This window comes from Mycobacterium fragae (genome assembly GCF_002102185.1).
In the GTDB taxonomy this organism is placed as follows: domain Bacteria; phylum Actinomycetota; class Actinomycetes; order Mycobacteriales; family Mycobacteriaceae; genus Mycobacterium; species Mycobacterium fragae.
In genome coordinates this window covers 242556-266548 of record NZ_LQOW01000024.1, presented here as the reverse complement: position 1 = coordinate 266548, position 23993 = coordinate 242556, and the positions used below count along the sequence as shown (strand labels likewise).

Annotated in this window: 26 protein-coding genes; 18 read left to right on the top strand and 8 right to left on the bottom strand. The window is 67.1% G+C overall.

The window, feature by feature from the left end; translation table 11 throughout:
- The first annotated feature begins 151 nt into the window (after nt 1-151).
- Nucleotides 152-1003, top strand: a complete 852-nt coding sequence (locus AWC06_RS12310; RefSeq protein WP_227371080.1) for a 3-hydroxybutyryl-CoA dehydrogenase — start codon at nt 152-154, stop codon at nt 1001-1003.
- 84 nt (nt 1004-1087) lie between these two features.
- On the top strand, nt 1088-1948 hold the full coding sequence (locus tag AWC06_RS12305) for a cyclopropane mycolic acid synthase family methyltransferase (RefSeq protein WP_085198085.1): 861 nt from the start codon (nt 1088-1090) through the stop codon (nt 1946-1948).
- A gap of 23 nt (nt 1949-1971) precedes the next feature.
- Here AWC06_RS12305 and AWC06_RS12300 read toward each other — a convergent pair whose 3' ends face one another.
- Entirely contained in the window at nt 1972-2880 is a 909-nt protein-coding gene (locus AWC06_RS12300) for a cyclopropane mycolic acid synthase family methyltransferase (protein WP_085197689.1), read from the bottom strand.
- Nucleotides 2881-3036: 156 nt separating this feature from the next.
- On the opposite strand from AWC06_RS12300, the gene kasB reads away from it, so the two are divergent.
- A complete protein-coding gene (gene kasB, locus AWC06_RS12295; protein ID WP_085197687.1) occupies nt 3037-4287 on the top strand; it encodes a 3-oxoacyl-ACP synthase KasB in 1251 nt (416 codons plus the stop codon).
- Between the two features lie 83 nt (nt 4288-4370).
- The gene (locus AWC06_RS12290) at nt 4371-5252 is read left to right on the top strand and encodes a cyclopropane mycolic acid synthase family methyltransferase (protein ID WP_085197685.1); all 882 of its coding nucleotides are present in this window, start codon (nt 4371-4373) and stop codon (nt 5250-5252) included.
- Here the strand turns inward: AWC06_RS12290 and AWC06_RS12285 are convergent.
- Together AWC06_RS12285 and AWC06_RS12280 are read right to left on the bottom strand one after the other, a co-directional pair.
- The gene (locus AWC06_RS12285; protein ID WP_085197683.1) at nt 5247-6257 is read right to left on the bottom strand and encodes a prenyltransferase; all 1011 of its coding nucleotides are present in this window, start codon (nt 6255-6257) and stop codon (nt 5247-5249) included. The genes AWC06_RS12290 and AWC06_RS12285 overlap by 6 nt on opposite strands.
- The gene (locus AWC06_RS12280) at nt 6250-6966 is read right to left on the bottom strand and encodes a TetR/AcrR family transcriptional regulator (RefSeq protein ID WP_085197681.1); all 717 of its coding nucleotides are present in this window, start codon (nt 6964-6966) and stop codon (nt 6250-6252) included. Before AWC06_RS12280 ends, AWC06_RS12285 begins: the two co-directional genes overlap by 8 nt.
- Before the next feature lie 109 nt (nt 6967-7075).
- Here AWC06_RS12280 and AWC06_RS12275 point away from each other — a divergent pair, with 109 nt between their 5' ends.
- The 6 genes from AWC06_RS12275 (at nt 7076) to deoC (ending at nt 11062) form a co-directional block, all read left to right on the top strand.
- The gene (locus AWC06_RS12275; protein WP_085197679.1) at nt 7076-8419 is read left to right on the top strand and encodes a DUF445 domain-containing protein; all 1344 of its coding nucleotides are present in this window, start codon (nt 7076-7078) and stop codon (nt 8417-8419) included.
- A 90-nt stretch (nt 8420-8509) separates the two neighbouring features.
- On the top strand, nt 8510-8914 hold the full coding sequence (locus AWC06_RS12270; protein WP_085197678.1) for a helix-turn-helix domain-containing protein: 405 nt from the start codon (nt 8510-8512) through the stop codon (nt 8912-8914).
- Nucleotides 8915-8974: 60 nt separating this feature from the next.
- Nucleotides 8975-9586, top strand: coding sequence for a heparin-binding hemagglutinin (locus AWC06_RS12265; protein WP_085197676.1), 612 nt, complete (start codon nt 8975-8977; stop codon nt 9584-9586).
- Nucleotides 9587-9721: 135 nt separating this feature from the next.
- A complete protein-coding gene (locus AWC06_RS12260) occupies nt 9722-9943 on the top strand; it encodes a DUF2516 family protein (protein WP_085198082.1) in 222 nt (73 codons plus the stop codon).
- Nucleotides 9944-9950: 7 nt separating this feature from the next.
- Nucleotides 9951-10391, top strand: a complete 441-nt coding sequence (locus AWC06_RS12255; RefSeq protein WP_085197674.1) for a DUF2599 domain-containing protein — start codon at nt 9951-9953, stop codon at nt 10389-10391.
- Complete coding sequence (gene deoC, locus AWC06_RS12250; RefSeq protein WP_085197673.1) at nt 10391-11062, top strand: deoxyribose-phosphate aldolase; 672 nt, start codon at nt 10391-10393, stop codon at nt 11060-11062. Before AWC06_RS12255 ends, deoC begins: the two co-directional genes overlap by 1 nt.
- 6 nt (nt 11063-11068) lie before the next feature.
- Here the strand turns inward: deoC and AWC06_RS23805 are convergent, their stop codons facing one another.
- Genes AWC06_RS23805 through AWC06_RS12230 form a run of 4 tightly spaced genes read right to left on the bottom strand, consistent with a single transcriptional unit; the run spans nt 11069 to nt 14570 of the window.
- A complete protein-coding gene (locus AWC06_RS23805; protein WP_085197671.1) occupies nt 11069-12244 on the bottom strand; it encodes an LmeA family phospholipid-binding protein in 1176 nt (391 codons plus the stop codon).
- 34 nt (nt 12245-12278) lie between these two features.
- Complete coding sequence (locus AWC06_RS12240) at nt 12279-13214, bottom strand: LmeA family phospholipid-binding protein (RefSeq protein WP_085197669.1); 936 nt, start codon at nt 13212-13214, stop codon at nt 12279-12281.
- Nucleotides 13211-14026 (bottom strand): carbon-nitrogen hydrolase family protein, encoded by an 816-nt coding sequence (locus AWC06_RS12235; protein ID WP_085197667.1) that lies wholly within the window; start codon nt 14024-14026, stop codon nt 13211-13213. Before AWC06_RS12235 ends, AWC06_RS12240 begins: the two co-directional genes overlap by 4 nt.
- 22 nt (nt 14027-14048) lie before the next feature.
- Nucleotides 14049-14570: a DUF2505 domain-containing protein gene (locus AWC06_RS12230; protein WP_085197665.1), complete on the bottom strand. Its 522-nt coding sequence runs from the start codon at nt 14568-14570 to the stop codon at nt 14049-14051.
- A gap of 17 nt (nt 14571-14587) precedes the next feature.
- On the opposite strand from AWC06_RS12230, the gene AWC06_RS12225 reads away from it, so the two are divergent.
- Entirely contained in the window at nt 14588-15661 is a 1074-nt protein-coding gene (locus AWC06_RS12225; protein WP_139820031.1) for a UDP-N-acetylmuramate dehydrogenase, read from the top strand.
- The gene (locus tag AWC06_RS12220; protein ID WP_372458197.1) at nt 15649-17034 is read left to right on the top strand and encodes a L,D-transpeptidase; all 1386 of its coding nucleotides are present in this window, start codon (nt 15649-15651) and stop codon (nt 17032-17034) included. The genes AWC06_RS12225 and AWC06_RS12220 overlap by 13 nt, the downstream gene beginning before the upstream one ends.
- Here the strand turns inward: AWC06_RS12220 and AWC06_RS12215 are convergent.
- Entirely contained in the window at nt 17018-17758 is a 741-nt protein-coding gene (locus tag AWC06_RS12215; RefSeq protein WP_085197659.1) for an SDR family NAD(P)-dependent oxidoreductase, read from the bottom strand. The genes AWC06_RS12220 and AWC06_RS12215 overlap by 17 nt on opposite strands.
- 175 nt (nt 17759-17933) lie before the next feature.
- Between AWC06_RS12215 and AWC06_RS12210 the strand changes: the two genes are divergently transcribed.
- The 6 genes from AWC06_RS12210 (at nt 17934) to regX (ending at nt 23964) form a co-directional block, all read left to right on the top strand.
- Nucleotides 17934-19220, top strand: coding sequence for an ROK family transcriptional regulator (locus AWC06_RS12210; protein ID WP_085197657.1), 1287 nt, complete (start codon nt 17934-17936; stop codon nt 19218-19220).
- 46 nt (nt 19221-19266) lie between these two features.
- Nucleotides 19267-20568, top strand: a complete 1302-nt coding sequence (gene mshA / locus AWC06_RS12205; RefSeq protein WP_169715340.1) for a D-inositol-3-phosphate glycosyltransferase — start codon at nt 19267-19269, stop codon at nt 20566-20568.
- Nucleotides 20565-21092: a type III secretion system chaperone family protein gene (locus AWC06_RS12200; protein WP_085198080.1), complete on the top strand. Its 528-nt coding sequence runs from the start codon at nt 20565-20567 to the stop codon at nt 21090-21092. Before mshA ends, AWC06_RS12200 begins: the two co-directional genes overlap by 4 nt.
- Nucleotides 21093-21105: 13 nt before the next feature.
- Entirely contained in the window at nt 21106-21846 is a 741-nt protein-coding gene (locus AWC06_RS12195; RefSeq protein ID WP_085197655.1) for a phosphoglyceromutase, read from the top strand.
- Between the two features lie 202 nt (nt 21847-22048).
- Complete coding sequence (locus tag AWC06_RS12190) at nt 22049-23281, top strand: sensor histidine kinase (RefSeq protein ID WP_139820030.1); 1233 nt, start codon at nt 22049-22051, stop codon at nt 23279-23281.
- Nucleotides 23281-23964, top strand: coding sequence for a two-component sensory transduction protein RegX (regX, locus tag AWC06_RS12185; RefSeq protein ID WP_085197651.1), 684 nt, complete (start codon nt 23281-23283; stop codon nt 23962-23964). Before AWC06_RS12190 ends, regX begins: the two co-directional genes overlap by 1 nt.
- The last annotated feature ends 29 nt before the right edge of the window (nt 23965-23993 follow it).

The window sequence follows — 23993 nt, the reverse complement described above, 5'->3', positions numbered from 1 at the left end:
GACGAGCGGGCTTTGGCCCGCGAGGAGGAGGTGGAACCGAAGGCTTGAGCCACTGATGTAGCGTCAAGCCCCGGCCAACGTGTAACCATGGCGATTTTCCGGCCGATTTTTCGCCCTGAGTGCACGCTCGGCGCGCAGTGGGAAGGGAACAGTGATCGAACGAGTAGGGGTCATCGGGGCCGGCCAGATGGGTGCCGGCATCGCCGAAGTATCGGCCCGCGCAGGCGTCGACGTGCTGGTCTACGAGACCACCGAGGCGCTGACCACCGCCGGCCGCAATCGGATCGTCAAATCCGTCGAACGCGGTGTGAGCGCTGGCAAGATCACCGAGCGCGAGCGCGACGCCGCCGTCGCCAAGCTGAAGTTCACCACCGACCTCGGCGACCTCGCCGACCGGCAGCTGGTGATCGAGGCCGTGATCGAGGACGAGGACGTCAAAACCGGCATCTTCGCCGAACTCGACCGCGTGATCGCCGACCCGGACGCCGTCCTGGCGTCCAACACGTCGAGCATTCCGATCATGAAGTTGGCCGCCGCCACCAAGCACCCGGAACGGGTGCTGGGCTTGCACTTCTTCAATCCGGTTCCGGTGTTGCCACTGGTGGAGTTGGTCAGCACGCTGGTCACCGACGACGCCGCGGCCGCTCGCACCGAGGAATTCGCCAGCTCAGTGCTGAGAAAACAAGTGGTGCGGTGTTCGGACCGGTCCGGCTTCGTGGTGAACGCGTTGCTCGTGCCCTACCTGTTGTCGGCGATCCGGATGGTCGAATCCGGTTTTGCCACGGTCGAAGATGTCGACAAAGCGGTTGTTGCCGGACTGTCGCATCCGATGGGGCCGCTGCGACTATCCGATCTGGTCGGCCTCGATACTTTGAAGCTGATCGCGGACAAGATGTTTCAGGAGTTCAAGGATCCTCAATACGGCGCGCCGCCGCTTTTGCTGCGGATGGTGGAGGCTGGTTTGCTGGGCAAGAAATCAGGTAAGGGCTTCTACTCCTATTGAGACCTGCCTCCCGGAGGGCGGGTCTCGGCTGCGGTATGGTGCTACCCGGACAACCGGGGGATGGGCCTGGACAGGTAAGTGATGGTGGCTGAATTACGACCGTTCTACGAAGAGTCGCAATCGATTTACGACCTTTCCGACGAGTTCTTCTCCCTATTCCTCGACCCGGCCATGGTCTACACCTGCGCGTACTTCGCGCGCGATGACATGACGCTGGCGGAGGCCCAGACCGCCAAGCTGGATCTGGCGCTGGACAAGCTGAACCTCGAGCCGGGGATGACGCTGCTCGACGTCGGCTGCGGCTGGGGCGGCGCGCTGGTCAGGGCCGTGGAGAAGTACGACGTCAATGTCATCGGCATCACGCTCAGCCGCAACCAGTACCAGTACAGCAAGGCCAAGCTGGCGAGCATCCCGACCAACCGCACGGCGGAGGCGCGTCTGCAGGGGTGGGAAGAATTCGACGAGAAAGTCGACCGGATCGTCACCATCGAGGCCTTCGACGCATTCAAGAAAGAGCGCTACGCCGCATTCTTCGAACGCGCCTACGACATCATGCCCGGCGACGGCCGGATGCTATTGCACAGCCTTTATACGCATCCATGGACTTATTGGTCCGAGCATGGCGTCCCGGTAACGATGAGCGATTTGCGGTTCATGCGATTCATCGCAGAGGAAATCTTCCCCGGCGGCCAAATGCCGGCCAAAGAAGACATCCTCGGGTATTCGCAAGCTGCCGGGTTCTCGGTGGAACAAATCCAAGAACTGCGCCCGCACTATGCCCGAACCCTGGACACCTGGGCGGCCAATCTGGAAGCCAATCGTGACCGCGCCATCGCCGTCCAGTCCGAAGCCGTTTACGACCGCTATATGCGGTACCTGGTCGGCTGTGCCGACTTCTTCCGCCGGGGGATCACCGAAGTCGCCCAGTTCACGATGACCAAGTAGAGGACCAAGTAACGGCTCAAGCGTTACGCGGCCGATTTTTCCATCGTGAATTGGCAGACGTTGGTGTAGCCGTCGCGGAAGAGCTCGCGACAACCGGTCAGGTACTTGATGAAGGTCTCGTACATCTGCTCGCCCTTGAGCTCAATCGCTTGCTCCTTGTGCGCTTCCAGGCCCTTGGCCCAGGTATCCAGCGTGCGCACGTAGTTCTTTCCAATGAAGTGGTGGCGGGTGATGTCGAAACCAGCCTCTGTGGCGTACTTGTCGACGATGTCGACCTGTGGCAAGCGGCCACCGGGGTAGATCTCCTTGCGGATGAAGCTGATGAACCGCATCAGCGACATCGTCCTTTTGAGCCCGAGCTTTTCGCCTTCTTCGGCACTGGGCACGACGATCGTATGCAGCAGCATGACGCCGTCGTCGGGCATCACGTTGTAGCACATCTTGAAAAAGTCGGAGTAGCGCTCATAGGTGCCGACGCCGTCCGCGAAATGCTCGAAGGCGCCCAGCGACACGATGCGGTCCACCGGTTCGTCGAACTCCTCCCAGCCCTGCAGCCGAACCTCTTTGCGCCGCGGGCTGTCCATTTCGTCGAACTTTTGCCGGCAGTGCGCCAACTGGTTCTCGCTGAGCGTCAGCCCGATCACGTTGACGTCGTACTTCTCGATCGCATGCCGCATGGTCGAGCCCCAGCCGCAACCGATGTCGAGCAGCGTCATGCCGGGCTTTAACCCAAGCTTGCCTAGCGCCAGCTCACGTTTGGCGTACTGCGCCTCTTCCAGCGTCGTGGCGCCCTCTTCCCAGTACGCGCAGCTGTATGTCATCGAAGGGTCGAGCCAGAGTTTGAAGAATTCATTCGACCGGTCGTAGTGCGACTGGATGTGGTCGACATCTGGCTTCAGTTCGGCGTTCCCCGCGTCTTTCACCCCACTCATAGCCGCCGACCTTATACGCCCGTTCTGACCGCTGCAATTGGCTCGCTCTGTTAGTTTGCGGCAGCCACATCGGGCCGGGTTTAGGCTTGATCGGTACCCGATTTTGGGTAATTGGCGGTGGGAAGGGCCATCGAGGGAAAGGGATAAAGCAACGCTATGGCGGCGCTCTCGACCGGAAATGGTTTTCCCAATGTGGTTGTCACCGGCGTCGCGATGACGACAGCGCTCGCCACGGACGCGGACAGCACCTGGAAGAAGCTGGTGGACGGGCAGAGCGGCATCCGCAAGCTCGACGACCCCTTCGTCGAACGGTTCGACGCCCCGGTTCGCATCGGCGGACATCTGCTCGAGGACTTCGACTCCGAGCTGACGCGGGTCGAGCTGCGCCGAATGATGTTTCTGCAGAAGATCTCCGTCGTGCTTGGCCGCCGAGTATGGGCGAACGCCGGCTCACCCGAGATCGACCCTCACCGGTTGATGGTGTCCATCGGCACTGGGATGGGCTCCACCGAGGAAATGGTCGTCGGCTACGACGACATCCGCGAGCGCGGCATGAAGGCCGTGAACCCGGTGGGTGTGCTGATGATGATGCCCAACTCGGGCGCCGCGTGGGTCGGGCTTGAACACCAGGCCAGGGCCGGGGTCATCACCCCCGTGTCGGCCTGCGCCTCCGGGGCCGAGGCCATCGCTCGAGCCTGGCAGCAGATCGTGCTGGGCGAGGCGGACATCGCGATCTGCGGTGGCGTCGAGACCAGGATCGAGGCGGTGCCCATTGCGGCGTTCGCGCGGATGGGCATCCTGTCGACGAATAATGACGACCCTGCGGGTGCGTGCCGGCCCTTCGACAAGGATCGCGACGGCTTTGTGTTCGGCGAAGCGGGAGCGCTATTGGTCGTCGAGACGGAGGAGCACGCGAAGTCCCGCGGCGCCACCATCCTGGCCCGGCTGATGGGTGCGGCCATCACCTCGGACGGGTACCACATTGTGGCCCCGGACCCGAATGGTGTGCGGGCCGGTCATGCGATGACCCGGGCGATCCAGCTTGCCGGTCTGAGTGCTACCGACATCGACCACGTCAACGCCCACGCCACCGGCACGGTCGTCGGCGATTTGGCCGAAGCGCAGGCGATCAACATCGCATTGGGCTCCCACCGGCCGGCGGTCTACGCACCGAAGGCGGCGCTTGGCCATTCGATCGGTGCGGTCGGCGCCGTGGAGTCGATTCTGACTGTGTTGGCGCTGCGCGACGGCGTCGTCCCGCCGACGCTGAACCTGCGCAACCTCGATCCGGAAATCGACCTGGATGTGGTGGCCGGGGAGCCGCGTGCGGGTGACTACCGGTACGCGATCAACAATTCGTTCGGTTTCGGCGGCCACAACGTCGCCCTGGTCTTCGGAAGATATTGATCACCACGCCGGTTTTGTGCCGGTATTGCCGGGTACCCCCGCATAGGATTCGATGTTGACCCTATGTCAGTAGGGAGACCGAGATGACCGATAGCATGTCGCGCTCGAAATTGCGGCCTTACTTCGAGGATGTTCAAGCGCATTACGACATGTCGGATGAGTTCTTCGGGCTTTTCCAGGACCAGTCCAGGACATACAGTTGCGCATTCTTCGAACGCGAGGACATGACACTCGCGGAGGCGCAGATCGCCAAGATCGACCTGAACCTGTCCAAGCTGGATCTACAGCCGGGCATGACACTGCTCGACATCGGCTGCGGTTGGGGTTCGGCGATGAAGCGCGCGGTCGAGAAATACGACGTCAACGTCATCGGACTGACGTTGAGCAAGAATCAATGCGTCTACAGCCAGCATCTACTCGACGAGATCGACACCCGCCGTACCCGAGAAGTCCTTCTTCACGGGTGGGAGGAGTTCGACGAGCCGGTTGACCGCATCGTCAGCATCGAGGCGTTCGAGGCATTCGGAAAGCCGCGCTATGGGCCGTTTTTCGAGATGGCCCACCGTGTTCTTCCCAGCGATGGCCGAATGGTATTGCAGACGATATTTTCTCATCCGCCCAGCTATTGGAAGAAGCACGGTATCCCCATAACGATGAGCGATCTGCGGTTTATGCGCTTCGTCAGCCGGGAGATATTCCCGGGCGGCGAGATGCCATCCGACGAAGACGTGCTCGAGTTTTCCCGCGGCGCCGGGTTTTCGGTGCAGGAAATTCAAAATATCAGCCCGCATTACGTGCGGACTCTCGATACCTGGGCGGCGAATCTATTCTCCAACCGTGAACACGCGATCGCCGTACAGTCCGAAGAGGTCTATGACCGGTACATGCGGTACCTGACGGGATGCGCCGACTTCTTCCGCCGCGGCATCACCGAGGTCGCTCAGTTCACCCTGACCAAGTCATAGGGCGTGCAGCACGGCTCCGATCGCCAGGCCGACCACCAGCAGGGCGCCGGCGAGGCGCACGTGCACGAAGGCGATGGCGGCGTACCACAACGGCCACACCGGGAAGTCCGCCGGCGGCTCGTCGGGCGGCGGGCGGCGGAAATACGGCCACACCTTCACCAGTCGGGGCAGTGCCCCGGCGACGAGTAACGCCGGCCACGGCATCGCTGCGGCCGCCACCGCGGCCACGACCAGCACGTAGAACCCGACCATCATGGCCAGCGTCGCCGCGCGGGCGCGGGCTTCCCCGAAGATCACCGGCAGCGTGCGGATACCCAGCGGCTCGTCGTAGGGGATCTTGTCGATGTGCTTACCCATCAACACCGTGGTGCAGAGCAGCCCATAGGGCAACGACGCCAGCAGGATGTCCCAGCCGACTGTGCCGACCGCCGAGTAGTAGGTGCCGCAGACCATCAGCGGACCCCACACCACGAACACATCGGGCTCGCCGAGACCACGCTTCTTCAGCCGAATCGGCGGCGCCGTGTACGCGACGCTCAGCACGAACCCCGACACCGCGAACGCCACCACCGGCCAGCCGCGCGCCCACGTCAGCACGATCAGGATCGCCAGGTCGGCCAGGTTCACCGCGGCAATCGCGATGAGCAGGGTCCGGCGGCTGACCAGACCCGACAACACTGGGTGCGGGGCGTACAGCGCGCGCGGATAGTTCGCGCTGTCGGTGCCGGTCTGCGTGTCGTAGAGGTCGTTCATCAGGTTATTGGCGATGTGCGCCAACGTGATTCCGGCGATCGCCAGCACCAGCCAGCGCCAATCCAGCCCGCGCCGGCCGACCGCCAGCAGCGCGGCGACCAGGCCGGCGAACAGCGTCATCGGCAGCACCGCGGCGCGAGTGACGACGAGCCAGCGGGTTACGGCGTCGACCGGTCCGTCCGGCGGCGGGTTGGTGGTCCGCAGGGCGTAGACCCACGAACTCACCCGGGAGCGCACTGTCACATCAGCCATGTCGAGACCCCTGCGGCAGTGGCGGCACGATCGGCGGTGGGTGCGGCTGCCCGCGGAACTTCTCCAGCGATCCGCCGACCTCGACGATCCCGCACAGCGCGCTCCAGCTCTGCATCGTCAGGTAGTCGATCAGCTCGTCGGCGCTCATCCGCGGGTCAAGCAGCCACGAGTGGGTGGCCAGCTGGACGCCGCCGACGATCATGTACGCCCACGGCTCCACGCCGCCGAGGTCCATTCCGACCTCGCGCATACGGCGGCGCAGCATCACCGCGAGCATGCGGGCAATGATCCGCTCGGAGTCGGCGATCACTTTGCTCTTGCTTGCCGAGCTGTTCGCCATCACGAACCGGTACGGCTCGGGTTCGGCCGCCACGGTCTCTACGTACACCCGGATGATCTCGCGGGTCAGATCGAAGCCGTCGAGGTTCGACGACAGTGCCGACGCCATGTTGGGGATCAGCGTTTGCTGCGCGAACCGCATCATCACCGCGGTGGTCAGGTCGTTCTTGTCCACGAAGTAGCGGTAGAGCACCGTCTTGGAGACGCCGATCTCGTGGGCGATCTCGTCCATACTGACAAAGCGGCCACGGCGCCGGATCGCCTCGATGGTCCCGTCGATCAGCTCGTTGCGGCGTTCCACCTTGTGCTGGTGCCAACGCCGCTTGCGGCCATCGGTTTTGATCGTCCCGGCGGGGACCTGGTGTGCCACTATCGCGGATTCCCATTCATCAGACGTCCCCGATACTACGTGCTTGCCCGCGCCCCGCAGCTGGGCCGGTAACACTTAACTACCCAATTTCATAGCGGATGATGGTGGGGTGGCACACAGACTCCCGGGCCCGCCGGTGCCGCCGCCCGCGGTGACGCACCGGACTCGCGTGTCCTTCGCGGAATCGTTCGCGGGGGCCGACCCGGTGGCCGACGCCGAGCGGCGCCGGGGACTGCGCCGGATGAAAGTGGTGGCGTTGGGTTTCCTGGTCGGCGCCACCGGGGTCTTTCTGGGCTGTCGATGGCTGCAGGCGGGCGGCGCGGCCGCCGCCTGGGTGGGCTACGTCAGGGCCGCCGCGGAGGCGGGCATGGTCGGTGCGTTGGCGGACTGGTTCGCCGTGACGGCGCTGTTCAAGTATCCGCTGGGCATACCGATCCCGCACACCGCGATCATCAAACGCAAGAAGGACCAGCTCGGCGAGGGCCTGGGAACCTTTGTGCGGGAAAACTTTCTGTCACCGCCCGTGGTGGAGACCAAGCTGCGTGACGCGCAGATACCGGGCCGGCTGGGCAAGTGGTTGTCGGAGACGGCGCACGCCGAGCGGGTGGCGGCCGAGACGGCCACCGTGTTGCGAGTGTTGGTGGAACTGCTTCGCGACGAGGACGTCCAGCACGTCATCGACCGGATGATCGTGCGGCGCATCGCCGAGCCGCAGTGGGGCCCGCCCGTGGGTCGGGTGCTGGCCACCCTGCTCGCGGAGAACCGGCAGGAGGCGCTGATCCAGTTGCTGGCCGACCGGGCGTTTCAGTGGTCGCTGAACGCCGGGGAGGTCATCCAGCGGGTCGTCGAGCGTGATTCGCCGAGCTGGTCGCCGCGGTTCATCGACCACCTGGTCGGCGACCGCATTCACCGCGAGCTGATGGACTTCACCGACAAGGTGCGCCGCAACCCGGATCACGAGCTGCGCCGGTCGGCGACCCGCTTCCTGTTTGAGTTCGCCTACGACCTGCAGCATGACGAGGCGACGATCGCGCGCGCGGAGGCGGTCAAGGAGCAGCTGATGGCTCGCGAGGAGATCACCAATGCCGCGGCGACGGCGTGGGCGACGCTCAAACGCCTGGTGCTCGAGGGGGTGGACGACCCGTCCAGCGCGCTGCGCACTCGAATTGCCGACACCGTGATCCGAATTGGCGAATCCCTGCGCGACGACGCCGATCTGCGCGACAAGGTGGACAACTGGATCGTGCGGGCCGCCCAGCACCTGGTTGGGCAGTACGGGGTGGAGATCACCGCGATCATCACCGACACCATCGAGCGCTGGGACGCCGAGGAGGCCAGCCGGCGCATCGAGCTGCATGTCGGCCGGGACTTGCAGTTCATCCGGATCAACGGCACCGTGGTGGGATCGCTCGCCGGCCTGGTCATCTACACCGTCGCGCAGCTGCTGTTCTGAGAGCCCTGCTAACTAGCGCTTGCAAAAGTTAGCACTAGGTCGTACTGTGGTGCGCGTTGCACCGAACTAGCCGATTTCAAGGAGTCACCCATGCCGCAGGACGAGAAGCTTGCCGCCGTGGTGTCTACCGCGGCGTCGGACATCGGCAGCTTCATCAGGGCGCAGCGTGAGGCGGCGCAAGTGTCGGTGCGACAGTTGGCGGAAAAGGCCGGTGTCAGCAATCCGTACCTCAGCCAGATCGAGCGCGGGTTGCGTAAACCGTCCGCCGACGTGCTCAATCAGATCGCCAAGGCGTTGCGAGTCTCTGCCGAAGTGCTCTATGTGCGGGCCGGGATTCTTGAGCCCGGCGTGACCAGCGAGGTCCGCGACGCCATCATCACCGACACGGCGATCACCGAGCGGCAGAAGCAGGTGCTTCTGGACATCTACACGTCCTTCGTCCAACAGAACGAACAACGGAACGTAGAAGCCCGTGAGGAGACGAAGCCTGCTTAAGCACTCGTGACATTGAGCAATACCAACAAGGCCGAAACATCATCCACGAAAGGAAACACCATGGCCGACAACCCGACCATCGATGACCTGAAGGCCCCGCTGCTTGCCGCGCTGGGCGCTGCCGACTTGGCCCTGGCCACGGTCAACGACCTGCTCGCCGAGCTGCGCGAGCGGGCCGAGGAGACCCGCACCGACACCCGCAGCCGGGTCGAGGAGAGCCGCGCTCGCCTGGCCAAGCGCCGCGAAGAGCTGCCCGAGCAACTGCGCGAGCAGCTGCGCGAGCTGCGCGAGCGGTTCACCGCCGACGAGCTGCGCACCGCCGCCGAGGGCTATGTCGAGGCGGCCACCAGCCGCTACAACGAGCTGGTCGAGCGAGGCGAGATCGCCCTGGAGCGGCTGCGCAGCCAGGCCGGCTTCGAGGACGCGTCGGCGCGGGCCGAGGGCTACGTGGATCAGGCGGTCGAGTTGACCCAGGAGGCGCTGGGCACCGTCGCGTCGCAGACCCGCGCGGTCGGCGAGCGCGCCGCCAAGCTGGTCGGTATCGAGCTGCCGGCTAAGAAGCAGCCCGCCAAGGCCAAGAAGGCCCCGGCCAAGAAGTCGGCGGCCAAGAAGACCGCGGCCAAGAAGGCTCCGGCCAAGAAGGCCCCGGCCAAGAAGGTCACCCAGAAGTAAGCAGTTCGACCCCCAACTCGACTCCGAGTCGTCCGTCCGGGCGGCTCGGAGTCGACGTTTTCCCCGCCGCCCGCTTACGCTTGCAGCGTGAACCTCGTCAATAACGTCGTGTTCGTCTTGCAGTTCGTGGTGGCGATGACGACCCTCTACGCGTTCGTCCATGCGGCGATGCAGCGGCCGGACGCCTACACAGCCGCCGACAAGATGACCAAGCCGGTGTGGTTGGTGATCCTCGGCTTCGGGACGCTGCTGGCATTGGTGCTCAGCGTGCTAGGGGCGGCGATGGCGGCCTGCGCGGCCGGCGTTTACCTGCTCGACGTTCGCCCCAAGCTGCTCGAGATTGAAGGCAAGTCCTAACAGCGGTATGCGAGCCCTGATCCTGCCCGCTGTGCTGGCAGCGGCGCTCGTCGCGTTGTTGGGCGCCGCTCCCGTGGCCGCGGATCCGGGGGTCGCAGGACCGAAATCGCCGTCGTACTCGCCGCCGTTCGTCGATCACACCGAATGGGCGCAGTGGGGCCGGCTGCCCAGCCTGCGGGTGTACCCGACGGCGTCCGGGCGCGCGGCCGCGCGCCAGCTCGGTGCGCCAGGCGCCGACGCCGATGAGGCATGGGCCGAGGTGCTGACCCTGGCGCCCGACGCCGGCACGCCCGGCATGCGCGAGCAGTTCCTCTGCCACTGGCAGCTGGCCGAAATCGCGGAGCCCGGCAAGCTCAGCTGGAACCTCGAGCCGTGGCGGCCGGTCGTCGACGCCGCCACGATGGTCGGTTCCGGATGTAACCCCGGCGGTTCCGAAGAGAATTTCTAGTGCCGGGCCGACCGACCCGCGAACAACTGGCTGCCCTCGTCGACCACACCCTGCTCGAACCGGAGGCCACTGCCGCCGAGATCGCCGCCGTCGCGGCCGAAGCCGCCGAGCTCGGCGTCCACGCCGTCTGCGTCTCCCCGTCGATGGTTGCCGCCGCGACCAATGCGGGGGTGCGGGTCGCCGCCGTCGCCGGGTTCCCGTCGGGTAAGCACCTACCGGAGGTGAAGGCGCGAGAAGCGGCGCTGGCCGTCGCGTCCGGCGCCAGCGAGATCGACATGGTCATCGACGTCGGTGCCGCGCTGGCGGGCGACATCGACGCGGTGCGTTCAGACATTGCGGCGGTGCGCGCCGCCGTACCCGCCGCGGTGCTCAAAGTGATCGTCGAGTCGGCGGTGCTGCTCAGCCTCGCCGACGAGCACACTCTGGCCGAGGTGTGCCGCGCCGCCGAGGACGCCGGCGCGGATTTCGTGAAGACCTCCACGGGTTTTCATCCCGCGGGCGGGGCATCGGTGAGCGCGGTCGCGATCATGGCCGACACCGTCGGCGGACGGCTCGGGGTCAAGGCCAGCGGCGGGATTCGCACAGCGGCCGTCGCGCTCGAGATGCTCGACGCCGGAGCCACCCGGCTGGGGTTGTCCGGCACCCGGGCCGTGCTCGACGGCCTGGGGTAGACCTCGTCAGAGGTTGGCGAAACAGGGGTTCTGGTTATTGCCGCTGCTGGCCGGGATCGTGGCGTTGTTGCTCGAGAACGTCGCCTGGACACCGTTGTCGGTGACCTTGAACGTGTCGGCGTGCAGGCCCAGCGGGTAGTGCCTGGTCGCTTTCTCCATGAGGTCGTCCAGGTGTTTTTGCGCCGACTCCGTCGAGATGTCGTCGCCCAGCGCGTTCAACTTGACCAGCTGCAGGGACAGCCCGTTGTTGACGATCTGCGGCTTGACCGTCGCGCTGCTCAGCACGCCCTTGAGCTCAACGGTCCCGTCGCCGGTGTTGGTGGTGACGCTTCTGCTGACAAAGCCGCCGAGCACCGGGATGGCGTCCCGGATCGACTCCTTGATGCCATCCGAGGACCAGTTGACGGTGCCGTTGATCGAGCCGATCGTGCCGTTGGAGTCGCTGGTCTTGTTCAGCTTCACGTCGTGTAGCGAGAACGTCACCTGCATGCCCTTGGCCTTGCGCACCTGATTCCCCGCGGTCTGGACGGAGATGTTGGTGTAGTGCTTGGTCACGTACTGCCACAGCACCGGTGGCGCCGGGTCGAAGGACACGCTGGCGCTGTCCTGCACTTCGCACTGCACCGCGTCGGTCACCTTGCTGTCGGCGACGTGGCGGGTGTACAGCTCGGCGCCGATCAGCCCGGCGAGCACTAGCAGCACGACGACGACCAGGATCAACGCGAGCGACATCCAGTTGCGGGAGAAACCGCGTTTGGTTTTCGCCGGGGCCTCCTTCGACTCGGACGGCGTGGACAGCCGCGTGGTGGCCGACTCCTGCGCGGGCGGCGGCGGGCCGGGCTGACGCGGCTGCGGGTTGGGCGGCAGGCCCGGCTGCTGCGGCGGGCCGGGCTGGTGCGGCGAACGACCCGGCGGCGGACCCGGATGCGCCTGGGGGCCCGGCCGGTACGGCGGCTGGCCCGGCGGGGGCCCTGGGGGCGGCGGACGGCCCGGCTGGGGCGCCCGCGGAACCTCGCGGGTGGGCTGCTCCGGCGGACGGCCGCGCTGGGGGAACTGACGAGTCGGTGACTCGGACGGCGCCGCACTGGGGCGCGGGGGCGCCGGCCTGTTCGGGTCGGCCGGTCGAGGCGGGCGAGCCCCGTGCGACGGGTCGCCCCCCGGAGGCCCTTGCGGATTCGTCACCAGCGCGATTGTGCCTTATCGGTTTGGCCGGGCGCTAGAGCTTCGCAAAGCAGGGGTCGTCCTGCGCCGACGGGATCGGGGCGTTACGCGTCGAAAAGTGTGCTACCACACCGTCATCGGTGACCTGCACGCTGTCGGCATGAATTCCCAGCGGGAAGTCCTTGGTGAGCGTCGAGGCGAAGATGTCCAGCGCCGACTGGGCCGTCTCGTGCGGTATCGGGGCCCCCATCGCGGTGACCTTGGTGACCTGCAGCGCCAGCCCGTTGTCGGCGACCTGCGGCTTGACCGTGACGCTGCCCAGGCCCAGCGCGCCGCTGAGTTCGACGGTGCCGGCACTGGGGTTGGTGGTGACGGTGTTGACCAGGCCGCCCACGAACGGAACCGCATGCTGCACGGTTTCTTTGATGCCCTCCGACGTCCAGGTGACGCCGGCGTCCAGCGCGCCGATGGTGCCCTTCGAGTTGGCGCTGCCGTGCAGGTCGACGTTGTCGACGTTGATGTCGGCCTTCATGCCCTTGGCGCTGCGCAACTGGTTGCCCGCGGTGTGGATCTTGATGTCCCCGTAATGCCCGCGTAGGTGCTGCAGCAGAAACGGGCTGGGGCCGAAGGACACGCTGACCTTGTCCTGCACCACGCATTCGGTGGCCGCGGCCACGACGTCGTCGGCGCGGTGCCGGGCGTAGAGTTCGGCTCCCACCAGGCCGGCGCACAGCAGCGCCACCACGATGACGAGAACCAGGGTGACGGATACCGCGTCGAGGCGGCGTTTGGTTTTCACTGGTGTGGTTTCCACGGGTGCGGCCACGTCCTGTGCGGGCGCAGGGTGGGGCTGCTCCGGCAGGTCCGTTGTGGGGGCTTCGGTAGGCGGTACGGGCTCGGTCGGCGTCGCAGGCTCGGCCGGCTGACTCTCGCTACCCGGACGAGCCCATACCGATGGCTCCTCGCCGGGTGGACCCTGCGGATTCGTCACCCGGGCGATTCTGCCTTATCCACATGAGCGAAAGCTGAGTGGTTGCGCAGCACCGCAATGGTGTCGCGGGCCGCGGCGACGCGCTCGAGATCGATGTCGGCGGTCAACAGCTGGGGGTCGGCTCCGGCGGCGGCAACCACCTCACCGAACGGCGAGACGACGAGGCTGCCGCCGACACCCGTCGGCCCCTTCGACGCCACCGGTTCGCCGGGATAGGCCTGCCCCGCCGCGGCGATGTAGCTGGTGGAGTCGAGCGCCCGAGCGCGGGCCAAAAGCGTCCACTGCTCGAGCTTCCCGGGCCCCGATGCCCACGACGCGCACACCGCGATCAGCTGGGCGCCGCGGCGCGCCAGAGTGGTGAACAGCTCCGGGAAGCGGACGTCGTAGCAGGTGGACAACCCCACCCCGACACCGTCGACGGTGATCACCACCGGCTCGCGTCCGGGTGCGACCGTGCGTGATTCGGTGAAGCCGAACGCGTCGTAGAGGTGGATCTTGTCGTAGTGGGCGTCGATGTCGGGGCCGGTCGCGAGCAGCGTGTTGGTGACGCGCCCGTCGTCGGCCGGGGTGAACATGCCGGCGATGACGGTGATGCCGGCGTCGGCGGCGATCCCGCGCACCCCGTCGGCCCACGGCCCGTCGACCGGCTCGGCGATCGGAGCCAGCGGCACCCCGAACCGGCACATGGTCGCTTCCGGGAACATCACCAGCGTCGCGCCGGCGTCGGCGGCCCGACCCGCATACTCCCGCACCAGCTCGAGGTTGTCGGCCGGGTCGGTGCCACTGAGGATCTGCGCCACCGCAATCCGCATGCCCGCCAGCCTAAAGCTTCGGTCACGCGTTCTCGGTGATCCACATGGTGGTGAAACGCTGTTCGGCGATCAGCAATTCGACCAGTTGGCTGCCGATGAAGTTCTCCAACTTGCCGCCGACCAGCGGAACGCGCACCTCGACTGTGGCCCGGAAGTTCAGCCGGGCGCCGCCCGACTCCACCGGCTCCAGCACCGCGGTGCCGGTCAGCGTCGCCGGTGCGTCCAGGATCGACCCGCTGACGGTGGCCGCGGCGGTGCCGTCGGCGGACGGCTCCCAGCGCTCCTCGCGGCGGATACACAGGTCCCCCCGGTGGAATTGGCTGACCAGGCCCGGCAGTCGATCACTGTGCAGCACCTGCGTGGTGATCACGTCGATACTGCCGTCATCCCCGGTCGGGCCGCCGAGCACCATCGAGTCCAGCGTCGCCTCATCGGCACCCGAAACGGCCAGTCGCTCCAGCCAATACGTCTCTTCGCTGAATGCCCGAAGCACCTCTTCGACGGTGGCCCCATAGTCGGTGGACATGTCGAATGAACGCGGCATAGCAGGTCAGGCTACCGTTGCGGCCTGTGGTGGGACCGCTATTCGCCGGTGCGCGCGTCGATGAAGACGTGCCGCTGGCGCCGCTGACCACATTGCGGGTCGGCCCGGTCGCCTCGCGGGTCATCACGTGCACCAGCACCGAACAAGTGGTCACGACGCTAAGGCAGCTCGACGGCCAGCGTTGCCGGCCGCTGCTGGTGTTGGCCGGCGGCTCCAATCTGGTGATCGCCGACACGCTCAGCGACCTGACCGTGGTGCGGCTGGCCACCACGAACATCAGCGTCGACGGCAACATCGTGCGGGTCGAGGCCGGCGCAGTGTGGGACGACGTCGTGACGGCGGCCATCGAGCATGGGTTGGGCGGGCTGGAGTGTCTCTCAGGCATTCCCGGGTCGGCCGGCGCCACCCCGGTGCAGAACGTCGGCGCCTACGGCGTCGAGGTGGCCGACACCATCACCCGCGTACGTTTGCTGGACCGGCGCACCGGCGCGGTGAACTGGATACCGCCCAGCAAACTGTATTTCGGATACCGCAGCAGTGTGCTCAAACACTCCGAGGAGGCCGTCGTCCTGGAAGTGGAGTTCGCGCTGGACGCTTCGGGTCGCAGCGCCCCGCTGCGATACGGCGAGCTGATCACCGCGCTGGACGCTGCAGCCGGTGACCGCACCGACCCCGCGGTTGTTCGGGAGGCGGTGCTGGGCCTGCGCACCCGCAAGGGCATGGTGCTCGACCCGGCCGACCATGACACCTGGAGTGTTGGATCGTTTTTCACCAATCCCGTTGTGGCACCGGAATTTTACGAGCGGCTGGCGCAGCGCGCCGAGCGGCCTGTGCCGCACTATCCGGCGCCGGCCGGCGTCAAGCTGGCCGCCGGATGGCTGGTTGAGCAAGCCGGTTTCGGCAAGGGTTATCCAGACCTCGACGCCGCCCGATGCCGACTGTCCACCAAGCATGCGCTTGCTTTGACGAACCGCGGCGGCGCCACCGCCGCGGACGTGGTGTCGCTGGCGCGCACCGTGCGCGACGGGGTCCGCGATGTGTTTGGCATCACACTTACACCCGAACCGGTGCTGGTCGGCTGCGTACTCTAGCTGCGGCTGCGCGGGACAGGTCGTTTTCGCCGGTATCTTGTTGTGTCGTGGACACTTCGCGCGACCTGTCGCCGATCAACCGGCGCCGGGCATTGACGGCCCTCGCCGTGGGGATCCTCGCGCCGAACGTGCTGGCCGCCTGCTTCGGGGGATCGAGCAAACAAGCCGCGAAGCCGAAGGAGCCGTCGGGGCCCAAGCTGATGTTCCAGCCGGCGCCGGGCACCGCGGCCGCCAAGAACATCGTGCCCACGGCACCGGTCAGCGTCGAGGTGCGCGACGGCTGGTTCCAGCGGGTTGCGTTGACGAATTCCGCCGGCAAGGTGGTGCGCGGTGCGCTCAATCGGGATCGCACCGTCTACAGCATCACCGAACCGCTCGGCTACGACGCGACCTACACCTGGAGCGGATCGGTGGTGGGCCACGACGGCAAGACGGTTCCGGTGGCGGGCAAGCTCAGCACCGTCACGCCCACCAAGACCATCGACGGTGGTTTCCAGCTGGCCGATGGGCAGACCGTCGGCGTCGCGGCGCCGATCATCATCCAGTTCGACGCACCGATCAGCGACAAGGCCGCCGTCGAGCGGGCGCTGAAGGTCACCACCGACCCGCCCGTCGAGGGCAGCTGGGCGTGGCTGCCCGACGAGGCTCAAGGCGCCCGCGTGCACTACCGCACCCGCGAGTACTACCCGGCAGGCACCAAGGTCAAAGTCGAGGCCAAGCTGTACGGAGTGGCGTTCGGCGACGGCGCCTACGGCGCACAGGACATGAGCCTGCACTTCGATGTCGGGCGCCGCCAGGTGGTCAAGGCCGAGATCTCCTCGCACCGCATCCAGGTGGTCCGCGACGAGGGCGTGATCATGGACTTCCCGTGCAGCTACGGCGAGGGCGACCAGGCGCGCAACGTCACCCGCAACGGCATCCACGTGGTCAGCGAGAAATACGCCGACTTCTACATGTCCAACCCCGCCGCCGGTTACAGCAACATCCACGAGCGCTGGGCCGTGCGCATTTCCAACAACGGTGAATTCATCCACGCCAACCCGGCAAGTGCTGGCGCGCAAGGCAATAGCAACGTCACCAACGGTTGTGTGAACCTGTCGACGGCCGACGCCCAGCAGTACTTCAACAGCGCGATCTACGGCGACCCGGTCGAGGTGACCGGCAGCCGGATCGAGTTGTCCTACGCCGACGGCGACATCTGGGACTGGGCGGTGGACTGGGACACCTGGGTGTCGATGTCGGCGCTGCCGCCGCCCAACGGGACCAAGCCCTCGCCGGCGTCGATGCCGCGCAGCGCGCCCGCCACCCCGAGCAACGCGCCGACGTTGTCGGGCACCCCGACCACGACGACGCGGCCTAGACCCGGCGGCTAGCGGTGGCCTGATCGCGCGGCCGGATGACGATCTGGTCGAGGTTGACGTGCGGCGGCCTGGACGCCACGAACCCGATCACCTCCGCGATGTCCTCGGCCACCAGCGGCGTCATGCCCGCATAGACGGCGTCGGCGCGTTGCTGGTCGCCGCCGAACCGGACCAAGGAGAACTCGGTTTCGACTGCCCCCGGCGCAATCTCGGTGAGCCGCACCGGTTTTCCAAGCAGCTCGCCGCGCAGGGTGCGATGCAGCGCCCCTTGTGCGTGTTTGGCCGAGGTGTAGCCCGAGCCGCCGTCGTACACCTCCAACGCCGCCACTGAGGTGATGGTGACGATCAGCCCGTCGCCGGATTCGATCAGCTTGGGCAGTAGCGCCCGGGTCACCCGCAGGGTGCCCAGCACATTGGTCTCCCACATCCAGCGCCAGTGCTCCAGGTCGGCGTCGGCCACCGACTCCAGCCCCTTGGCGCCGCCGGCGTTGTTGACCAGCACATCTACCCGCTCCAGCCCACGTGCCAGCTCGTCCACCGCTGTGTCGTCGGTCACATCGGCGACCACCGCGGTGCCGCCGATCTCGTCGGCCAGCGCGGCGATCCGCTCTGCCCGGCGCGCCACCGCAACCAAGTGAAAGCCTTGGGCGGCAAGGATTTTCGCGGTCGCCTCGCCGATTCCGGAGCTGGCGCCGGTGACCACGGCGACTCTTTTGCTCGTTTGCGCTGCTTTCATCGGCTCAACTCTATAAGCGTGCTAAATTCCTCTCGTGTACTCCAGTGCCCTGTTCGGGTGTGCGTCCGCGTGTCTGTTCGCGGACTGCGCGTGTTGTTGCTGCGCAACTAGCCGCGCCTGACGCATTGCCAGGTGTGGCCATGGCCCGCCAGCAAAACTCGAACTAAGGACACTCATGCGCACGTCTACTCTCACCTCCCACAGCCACAAGCGCCCGTTGCCGGCGCGCCCCAACGTGCTGCCGCCGTCGCTTCAGCTGCCGGAGGCCGCCGCCGCGTCGGTCTTCCGGGCGGTGCGGCTGCGCGGCCCGATCGGCCGCGACGTCATCGCACAGGCCACCTCGCTGTCCATCGCGACGGTCAACCGCCAAGTCATCGCCCTGCTGGAGGCCGGCCTGCTGCGGGAGCGCGCCGATCTGGCCGTCGCGGGGGCGATCGGGCGTCCGCGGGTGCCCGTGGAGGTCAACCACGAGCCGTTTCTGACGCTGGGCATCCACATCGGGGCGCGAACCACCAGCATCGTGGCCACCGACCTGTTCGGCCGCACGCTCGACGCCGTCGAAACTCCGACACCGCGCAGCGGTCAGGGGCCGGCGCTGGCGTCGCTGGCCGACGGCGCCCGCCGCTACCTGAGGCGCTGGCACCGGCGGCGGCCGTTGTGGGTCGGGGTGGCGATCGGCGGGGTGGTCGACGGCGGCACCGGGCACGTCGACCATGCGCGGCTGGGCTGGCGGGAGGCGCCGGTGGGGCCGGTGCTGGCCGACGCGCTGGGCCTGCCGGTGTCGGTGGCGTCCCACGTCGACGCGATGGCCGGGGCCGAGTTGCTGCTGGGGATGCGCCGCTTTGCGCCCAACGTACCGACCAGCCTGTACGTCTACGCCCGCGAGACGGTGGGCTATGCGCTGATGATCGGCGGGCGGGTGCATACCCCGGCCAGCGGGCCGGGGACCATCGCCAACCTGCCCGCGAGCTCGGAGCTGCTCGGCGGCTCCGGACAGCTGGAGTCCACCGTGAGCGACGAGGCCGTGTTGGCCGCGGCGCGCCGGCTGCGCATCCTGCCTGCGCGCAGGGGTGCGCAGGCGGCTGCGATCACCGAGCTGCTGAAGTTGGCGCGCGGCGGCAACGCACAGGCCAAGGAGCTGCTCGCCGAGCGGGCCCGGGTGCTTGGTGAAGCGGTGGCCTTGCTGCGCGATCTGCTCAACCCCGACGACCTGGTGGTCGGGGGGCAGGCGTTCACCGAGTACCCGGAGGGCATGGAGCACGTGGAGGCGGCGTTCGCCGCCCGTTCGGTGCTGCCGCCGCGCGACATCCGGATCACGGCATTCGGCAATCGGGTGCAAGAGGCCGGGGCGGGCATCGTGTCGCTGGGCGGGCTGTACGCCGACCCGCTCGGTGCCATGCGCCGCACCCACGGGGCCCCGTCGGTGGCCACGCTGCAAGTCGCCGACGAGACACCCGCCTGACCTGCGTTGTCGGGGGAGGGTCGGAGGGCCCTGCAAAGATGACGATGTGGCCCACACTGATCTTGCTTGGCTGGACACTTCCGCGCTGACCCAGCCGCGCCGCGTGGCGGTGCTTTCGGTGCACACCTCGCCGCTTGCCCAGCCGGGCATCGGGGACGCCGGCGGGATGAACGTCTACGTGCTGCAGACCGCATTGCATCTGGCTCGCCGCGGGGTCGAGGTGGAGATCTTCACCCGGGCCACCGCGTCCACCGATCCGCCGATCGTGCGGGTGGCGCCCGGTGTGCTGGTGCGCAACGTGGTGGCCGGGCCGTTCGAAGGCCTGGACAAATACGACCTGCCCACCCAGCTGTGCGCCTTCGCCGCCGGGGTGCTGCGCGCCGAGGCCGCGCACGAACCCGGCTACTACGACATCGTGCACTCGCACTATTGGTTGTCCGGGCAGGTCGGCTGGCTGGCCCGGGACCGCTGGGCGGTGCCGCTGGTGCACACCGCGCACACGCTGGCCGCGGTGAAGAACGCGGCGCTGGCCGACGGTGACACACCCGAACCGCCGCTGCGCACGGTCGGTGAGCAGCAGGTGGTCGACGAGGCGGACCGGTTGATCGTCAACACCGAAGACGAAGCCGCACAACTGGTTTCGCTGCATCAAGCCGACCCGGCCCGGATCGACGTAGCCCATCCCGGTGTCGACCTGGACGTGTTCCGCCCCGGTGATCGCGGCGCCGCCCGGACTGCGTTGGGGCTACCGCTGGACGAGCGGGTGGTGGCGTTCGTCGGCCGGATCCAGCCGCTGAAGGGGCCTGACATCCTGCTGCGCGCGGCGGCCAAACTGCAGCGGGTGCGCATCGTGGTCGCCGGCGGCCCGTCGGGCAGCGGCCTGGTCGCCCCGGACGGTTTGGTTCGGTTGGCCGAGGAACTGGGTATCGCTGAGCGGGTGACGTTCCTGCCGCCTCAGGACCGCGAGGATCTGGCCCGCCTCTTTCAGGCTGCCGACCTGGTGGCGGTGCCCAGCTATTCGGAGTCGTTCGGTCTGGTCGCGGTGGAGGCGCAGGCGTGCGGGACGCCGGTGGTGGCCGCCGCCGTCGGCGGGCTGCCGGTGGCGGTGCGTCACGGCGTCAGCGGCACCCTGGTGTCCGGTCACGACGTCGACCAGTGGGCACGAGCCATCGACGAGCAGTTGCGACACGGCGCCGGGCCGCGGGCCTGGGCGATGAGCCGCTCGGCCGTCGAGCACGCGGCGAGGTTCTCCTGGGACAACACCGTCGACGCGTTGCTGGCCAGCTATCGGCGCGCGATCAGCGAGTTCAGCGCTCGTGGCCCGGTGCGCGATGTGGCGTGGGCATGACCACCGCGGCTGACGACGTGCAGCAGGTGATCGAGGATGCGCTGAACGCCAGCCACCTCACCTACTCGCGGCACGAGGGCGCCCACGGCGGGCTGCCGGGGCTGATCGTCGAGCTGCCGGGCGAACGCAAGCTCAAGACCAACACCATCCTCAGCATCGGCGAGCACTCGGTGCGCGTCGAGGCGTTCGTGTGTCGCAAGCCCGACGAGAACCACGAGGGCGTCTACCGCTTTCTGCTGAAGCGCAACCGCCGGCTGTACGGGGTTGCCTACACGTTGGACAACGTCGGCGACATCTACCTGGTGGGCCGAATGTCGTTGGCCTCGGTGACGCATGAGGAGATCGACCGGGTGCTCGGACAGGTGCTCGAAGCGGTGGATGCCGACTTCAACACGTTGCTGGAGTTGGGTTTTCGCTCGTCGATCCAAAAGGAGTGGGACTGGCGGGTGTCACGCGGCGAATCGCTGAAGAACCTGCAGGCGTTCGCGCATTTGATCGACGACGAGGACTCAGGCCGCGCGTGAGAGACTTTCCGGCATGGCCACGCTGGTGTTGCTCCGCCACGGCGAGAGCGAATGGAACGCGCTGAATCTGTTCACCGGCTGGGTCGACGTCGACCTGACCGACAAGGGGCGGGCCGAGGCGGTGCGCAGCGGCGAGCTGATGGTCGAGCACAATCTGCTGCCCGACGTGGTGTACACCTCGCTGCTGCGGCGAGCCATCACCACCGCACACCTGGCGCTGGACACCGCCGACCGGCTGTGGATCCCCGTGCGGCGCAGCTGGCGGCTCAACGAACGCCACTACGGCGCGCTGCAGGGCCTGGACAAGGCCGAGACCAAGGCCCGCTACGGCGACGAGCAGTTCATGGCGTGGCGGCGCAGCTATGACACTCCGCCGCCCCCGATCGAGAAGGGCAGCCAGTTCAGCCAGGACACCGACCAGCGCTATGCCGACATCGGCGGCGGTCCGCTGACCGAGTGCCTGGCCGACGTGGTGGCCCGGTTCCTGCCGTATTACACCGACGTGATCGTGCCGGACCTGCGGGTCGGCAAGACCGTGCTGATCGCTGCGCACGGCAACTCGCTGCGCGCCCTGGTCAAGTACCTGGACGGCATGTCCGACGAGGAAGTGGTCGGGCTGAACATCCCGACCGGGATCCCGCTGCGCTACGACTTGGACGCCGACCTGCGGCCCACGGTCGTCGGCGGCAGCTATCTCGATCCGGAGGCCGCCGCCGCGGGCGCGGCGGCGGTGGCCAGCCAAGGCGCCCGCTAAGGCGCCGAGGCCGCCGAGCGTGCAACCATGGCGAAAAGTCGGCGGAATTTTCGCCGTGAGTACACGCTCGCCGCATAAGGTGGAGTGTGCTGGGCGAATTCCACGTGAACTGTCGGCGAATACCTGTCTCGCGACGTGTGACATGTCCGATTTCGGCCTCGTGCTGCTGGGTCCGCGTTCACCCGATTTGTAGGATTTTTATGTGACTGTGTTCTCGGCCGTGTTGCTGGCCGGGGTGTTGAGCGTGTTGGCCTTGGCCGTCGGTGTCGCCGTCGGCGCGCGGCTGGCACCGCGGGTCGTCGAACGACGGCAGCGGGTGGCCGCCGAATGGGCCGGAATCACCGTCGCGCAGATGCTGGAACGCATCGTCGCGCTGACGCCGCTGGGCACGGCAGTGGTGGACAAGCACCGCGACGTGGTCTATCTCAACGACCGAGCCACCGAGCTCGGCCTGGTGCGCTCCCGACAGCTCGACGACGAGGCCTGGAAGGCCGCTCAGCAGGCGCTGGACAGCGGCGAGGATGTCGAATTCGACCTGTTGCCGGGCAAGCGGGCGGGGCCGGGTCGGTCGGAGTTGTCGGTGCACGGGCAGGCGCGGCTGCTGAGCGAGGAGGACCGCCGGTTCGCCGTCGTGTTCGTCTACGACCAGTCCGAGTACGCCCGCATGGAGGCGACCAGGCGCGATTTCGTGGCCAACGTCAGCCACGAGCTCAAGACGCCGGTTGGCGCGATGGCCGTGCTGGCCGAGGCGCTGCTGGCCTCGGCGGAGGACCCCGAGACGGTGCGCCGCTTCGGCGAGAAGGTGCTCGTCGAGGCCAACCGGCTGGGCGACATGGTCGGCGAGCTGATCGAGCTGTCCCGGTTGCAGGGCGCCGAGCGGCTACCCAACTTGGGTGCCGTCGACGTGGATACCGTTGTCTCCGAGGCGATTTCGCGGCACAAAGTGGCTGCCGACAACGCGGATATCGAGGTCCGCACCGACCGGCCGAGCGGCTTGCGGGTGCTCGGCGAGCAGAGCTTGCTGGTCACCGCGTTGGCCAACCTGGTGTCAAACGCCATCGCCTACTCGCCGCGCGGGTCGCTGGTCACGATCAGCCGCCGTCGCTGCGGCGCGCTCATCGAGATCGCCGTCACCGACCGCGGCATCGGGATCGCCCGCAAAGACCAGGAGCGGGTGTTCGAGCGGTTCTTCCGCGCCGACAAGGCGCGCTCCCGGGCCACCGGCGGTACCGGGCTGGGCCTGGCCATCGTCAAGCATGTGGCGGCCAATCACAACGGCAACATCCGATTGTGGAGCCAGCCCGGTACCGGGTCGACGTTCACGTTGTCGATCCCGGCGTATCAGGACAACGGCGAAGCGGCCGACCAAGCGCCGGAACGCGAGGCCCGGCCCCTTCGATCATTAGCACCCCGAGGAGAGGAAGAATCACGCTGATGACCAGTGTGCTGATCGTGGAAGACGAGGAGTCGCTGGCCGATCCGCTGGCGTTTCTACTGCGTAAGGAAGGCTTCGAGGCCACCGTGGTGACCGACGGGGCTTCGGCGCTGGCCGAGTTCGACCGGGCCGGCGCAGACATTGTGCTGCTCGACCTGATGCTGCCGGGCATGTCCGGCACCGATGTGTGCAAGCAGCTGCGGGCCCGTTCCAGCGTGCCGGTGATCATGGTCACCGCGCGCGACAGCGAAATCGACAAGGTCGTGGGCCTGGAGCTGGGCGCCGATGACTATGTGACCAAGCCGTATTCGGCGCGCGAGTTGATTGCCAGGATCCGGGCGGTGCTGCGCCGCGGCGGTGACGACGATTCTGAAATCGCCGACGGCGTGCTGGAATCCGGGCCGGTACGAATGGACGTCGAGCGCCACGTCGTCTCGGTCAACGGTGAGCCGATTACGTTGCCGCTCAAGGAATTCGATCTACTGGAATACCTGATGCGCAACACCGGGCGGGTGCTGACTCGCGGGCAGCTCATCGACCGGGTGTGGGGCGCCGACTACGTCGGCGACACCAAGACGCTCGACGTGCACGTGAAGCGGCTGCGCTCCAAAATCGAGGCCGACCCGGCCAACCCGACACATCTGGTGACCGTGCGCGGCCTAGGCTACAAACTGGAGAGCTGACCACGCCCGTAGCTGCTCGAGGCTGAATC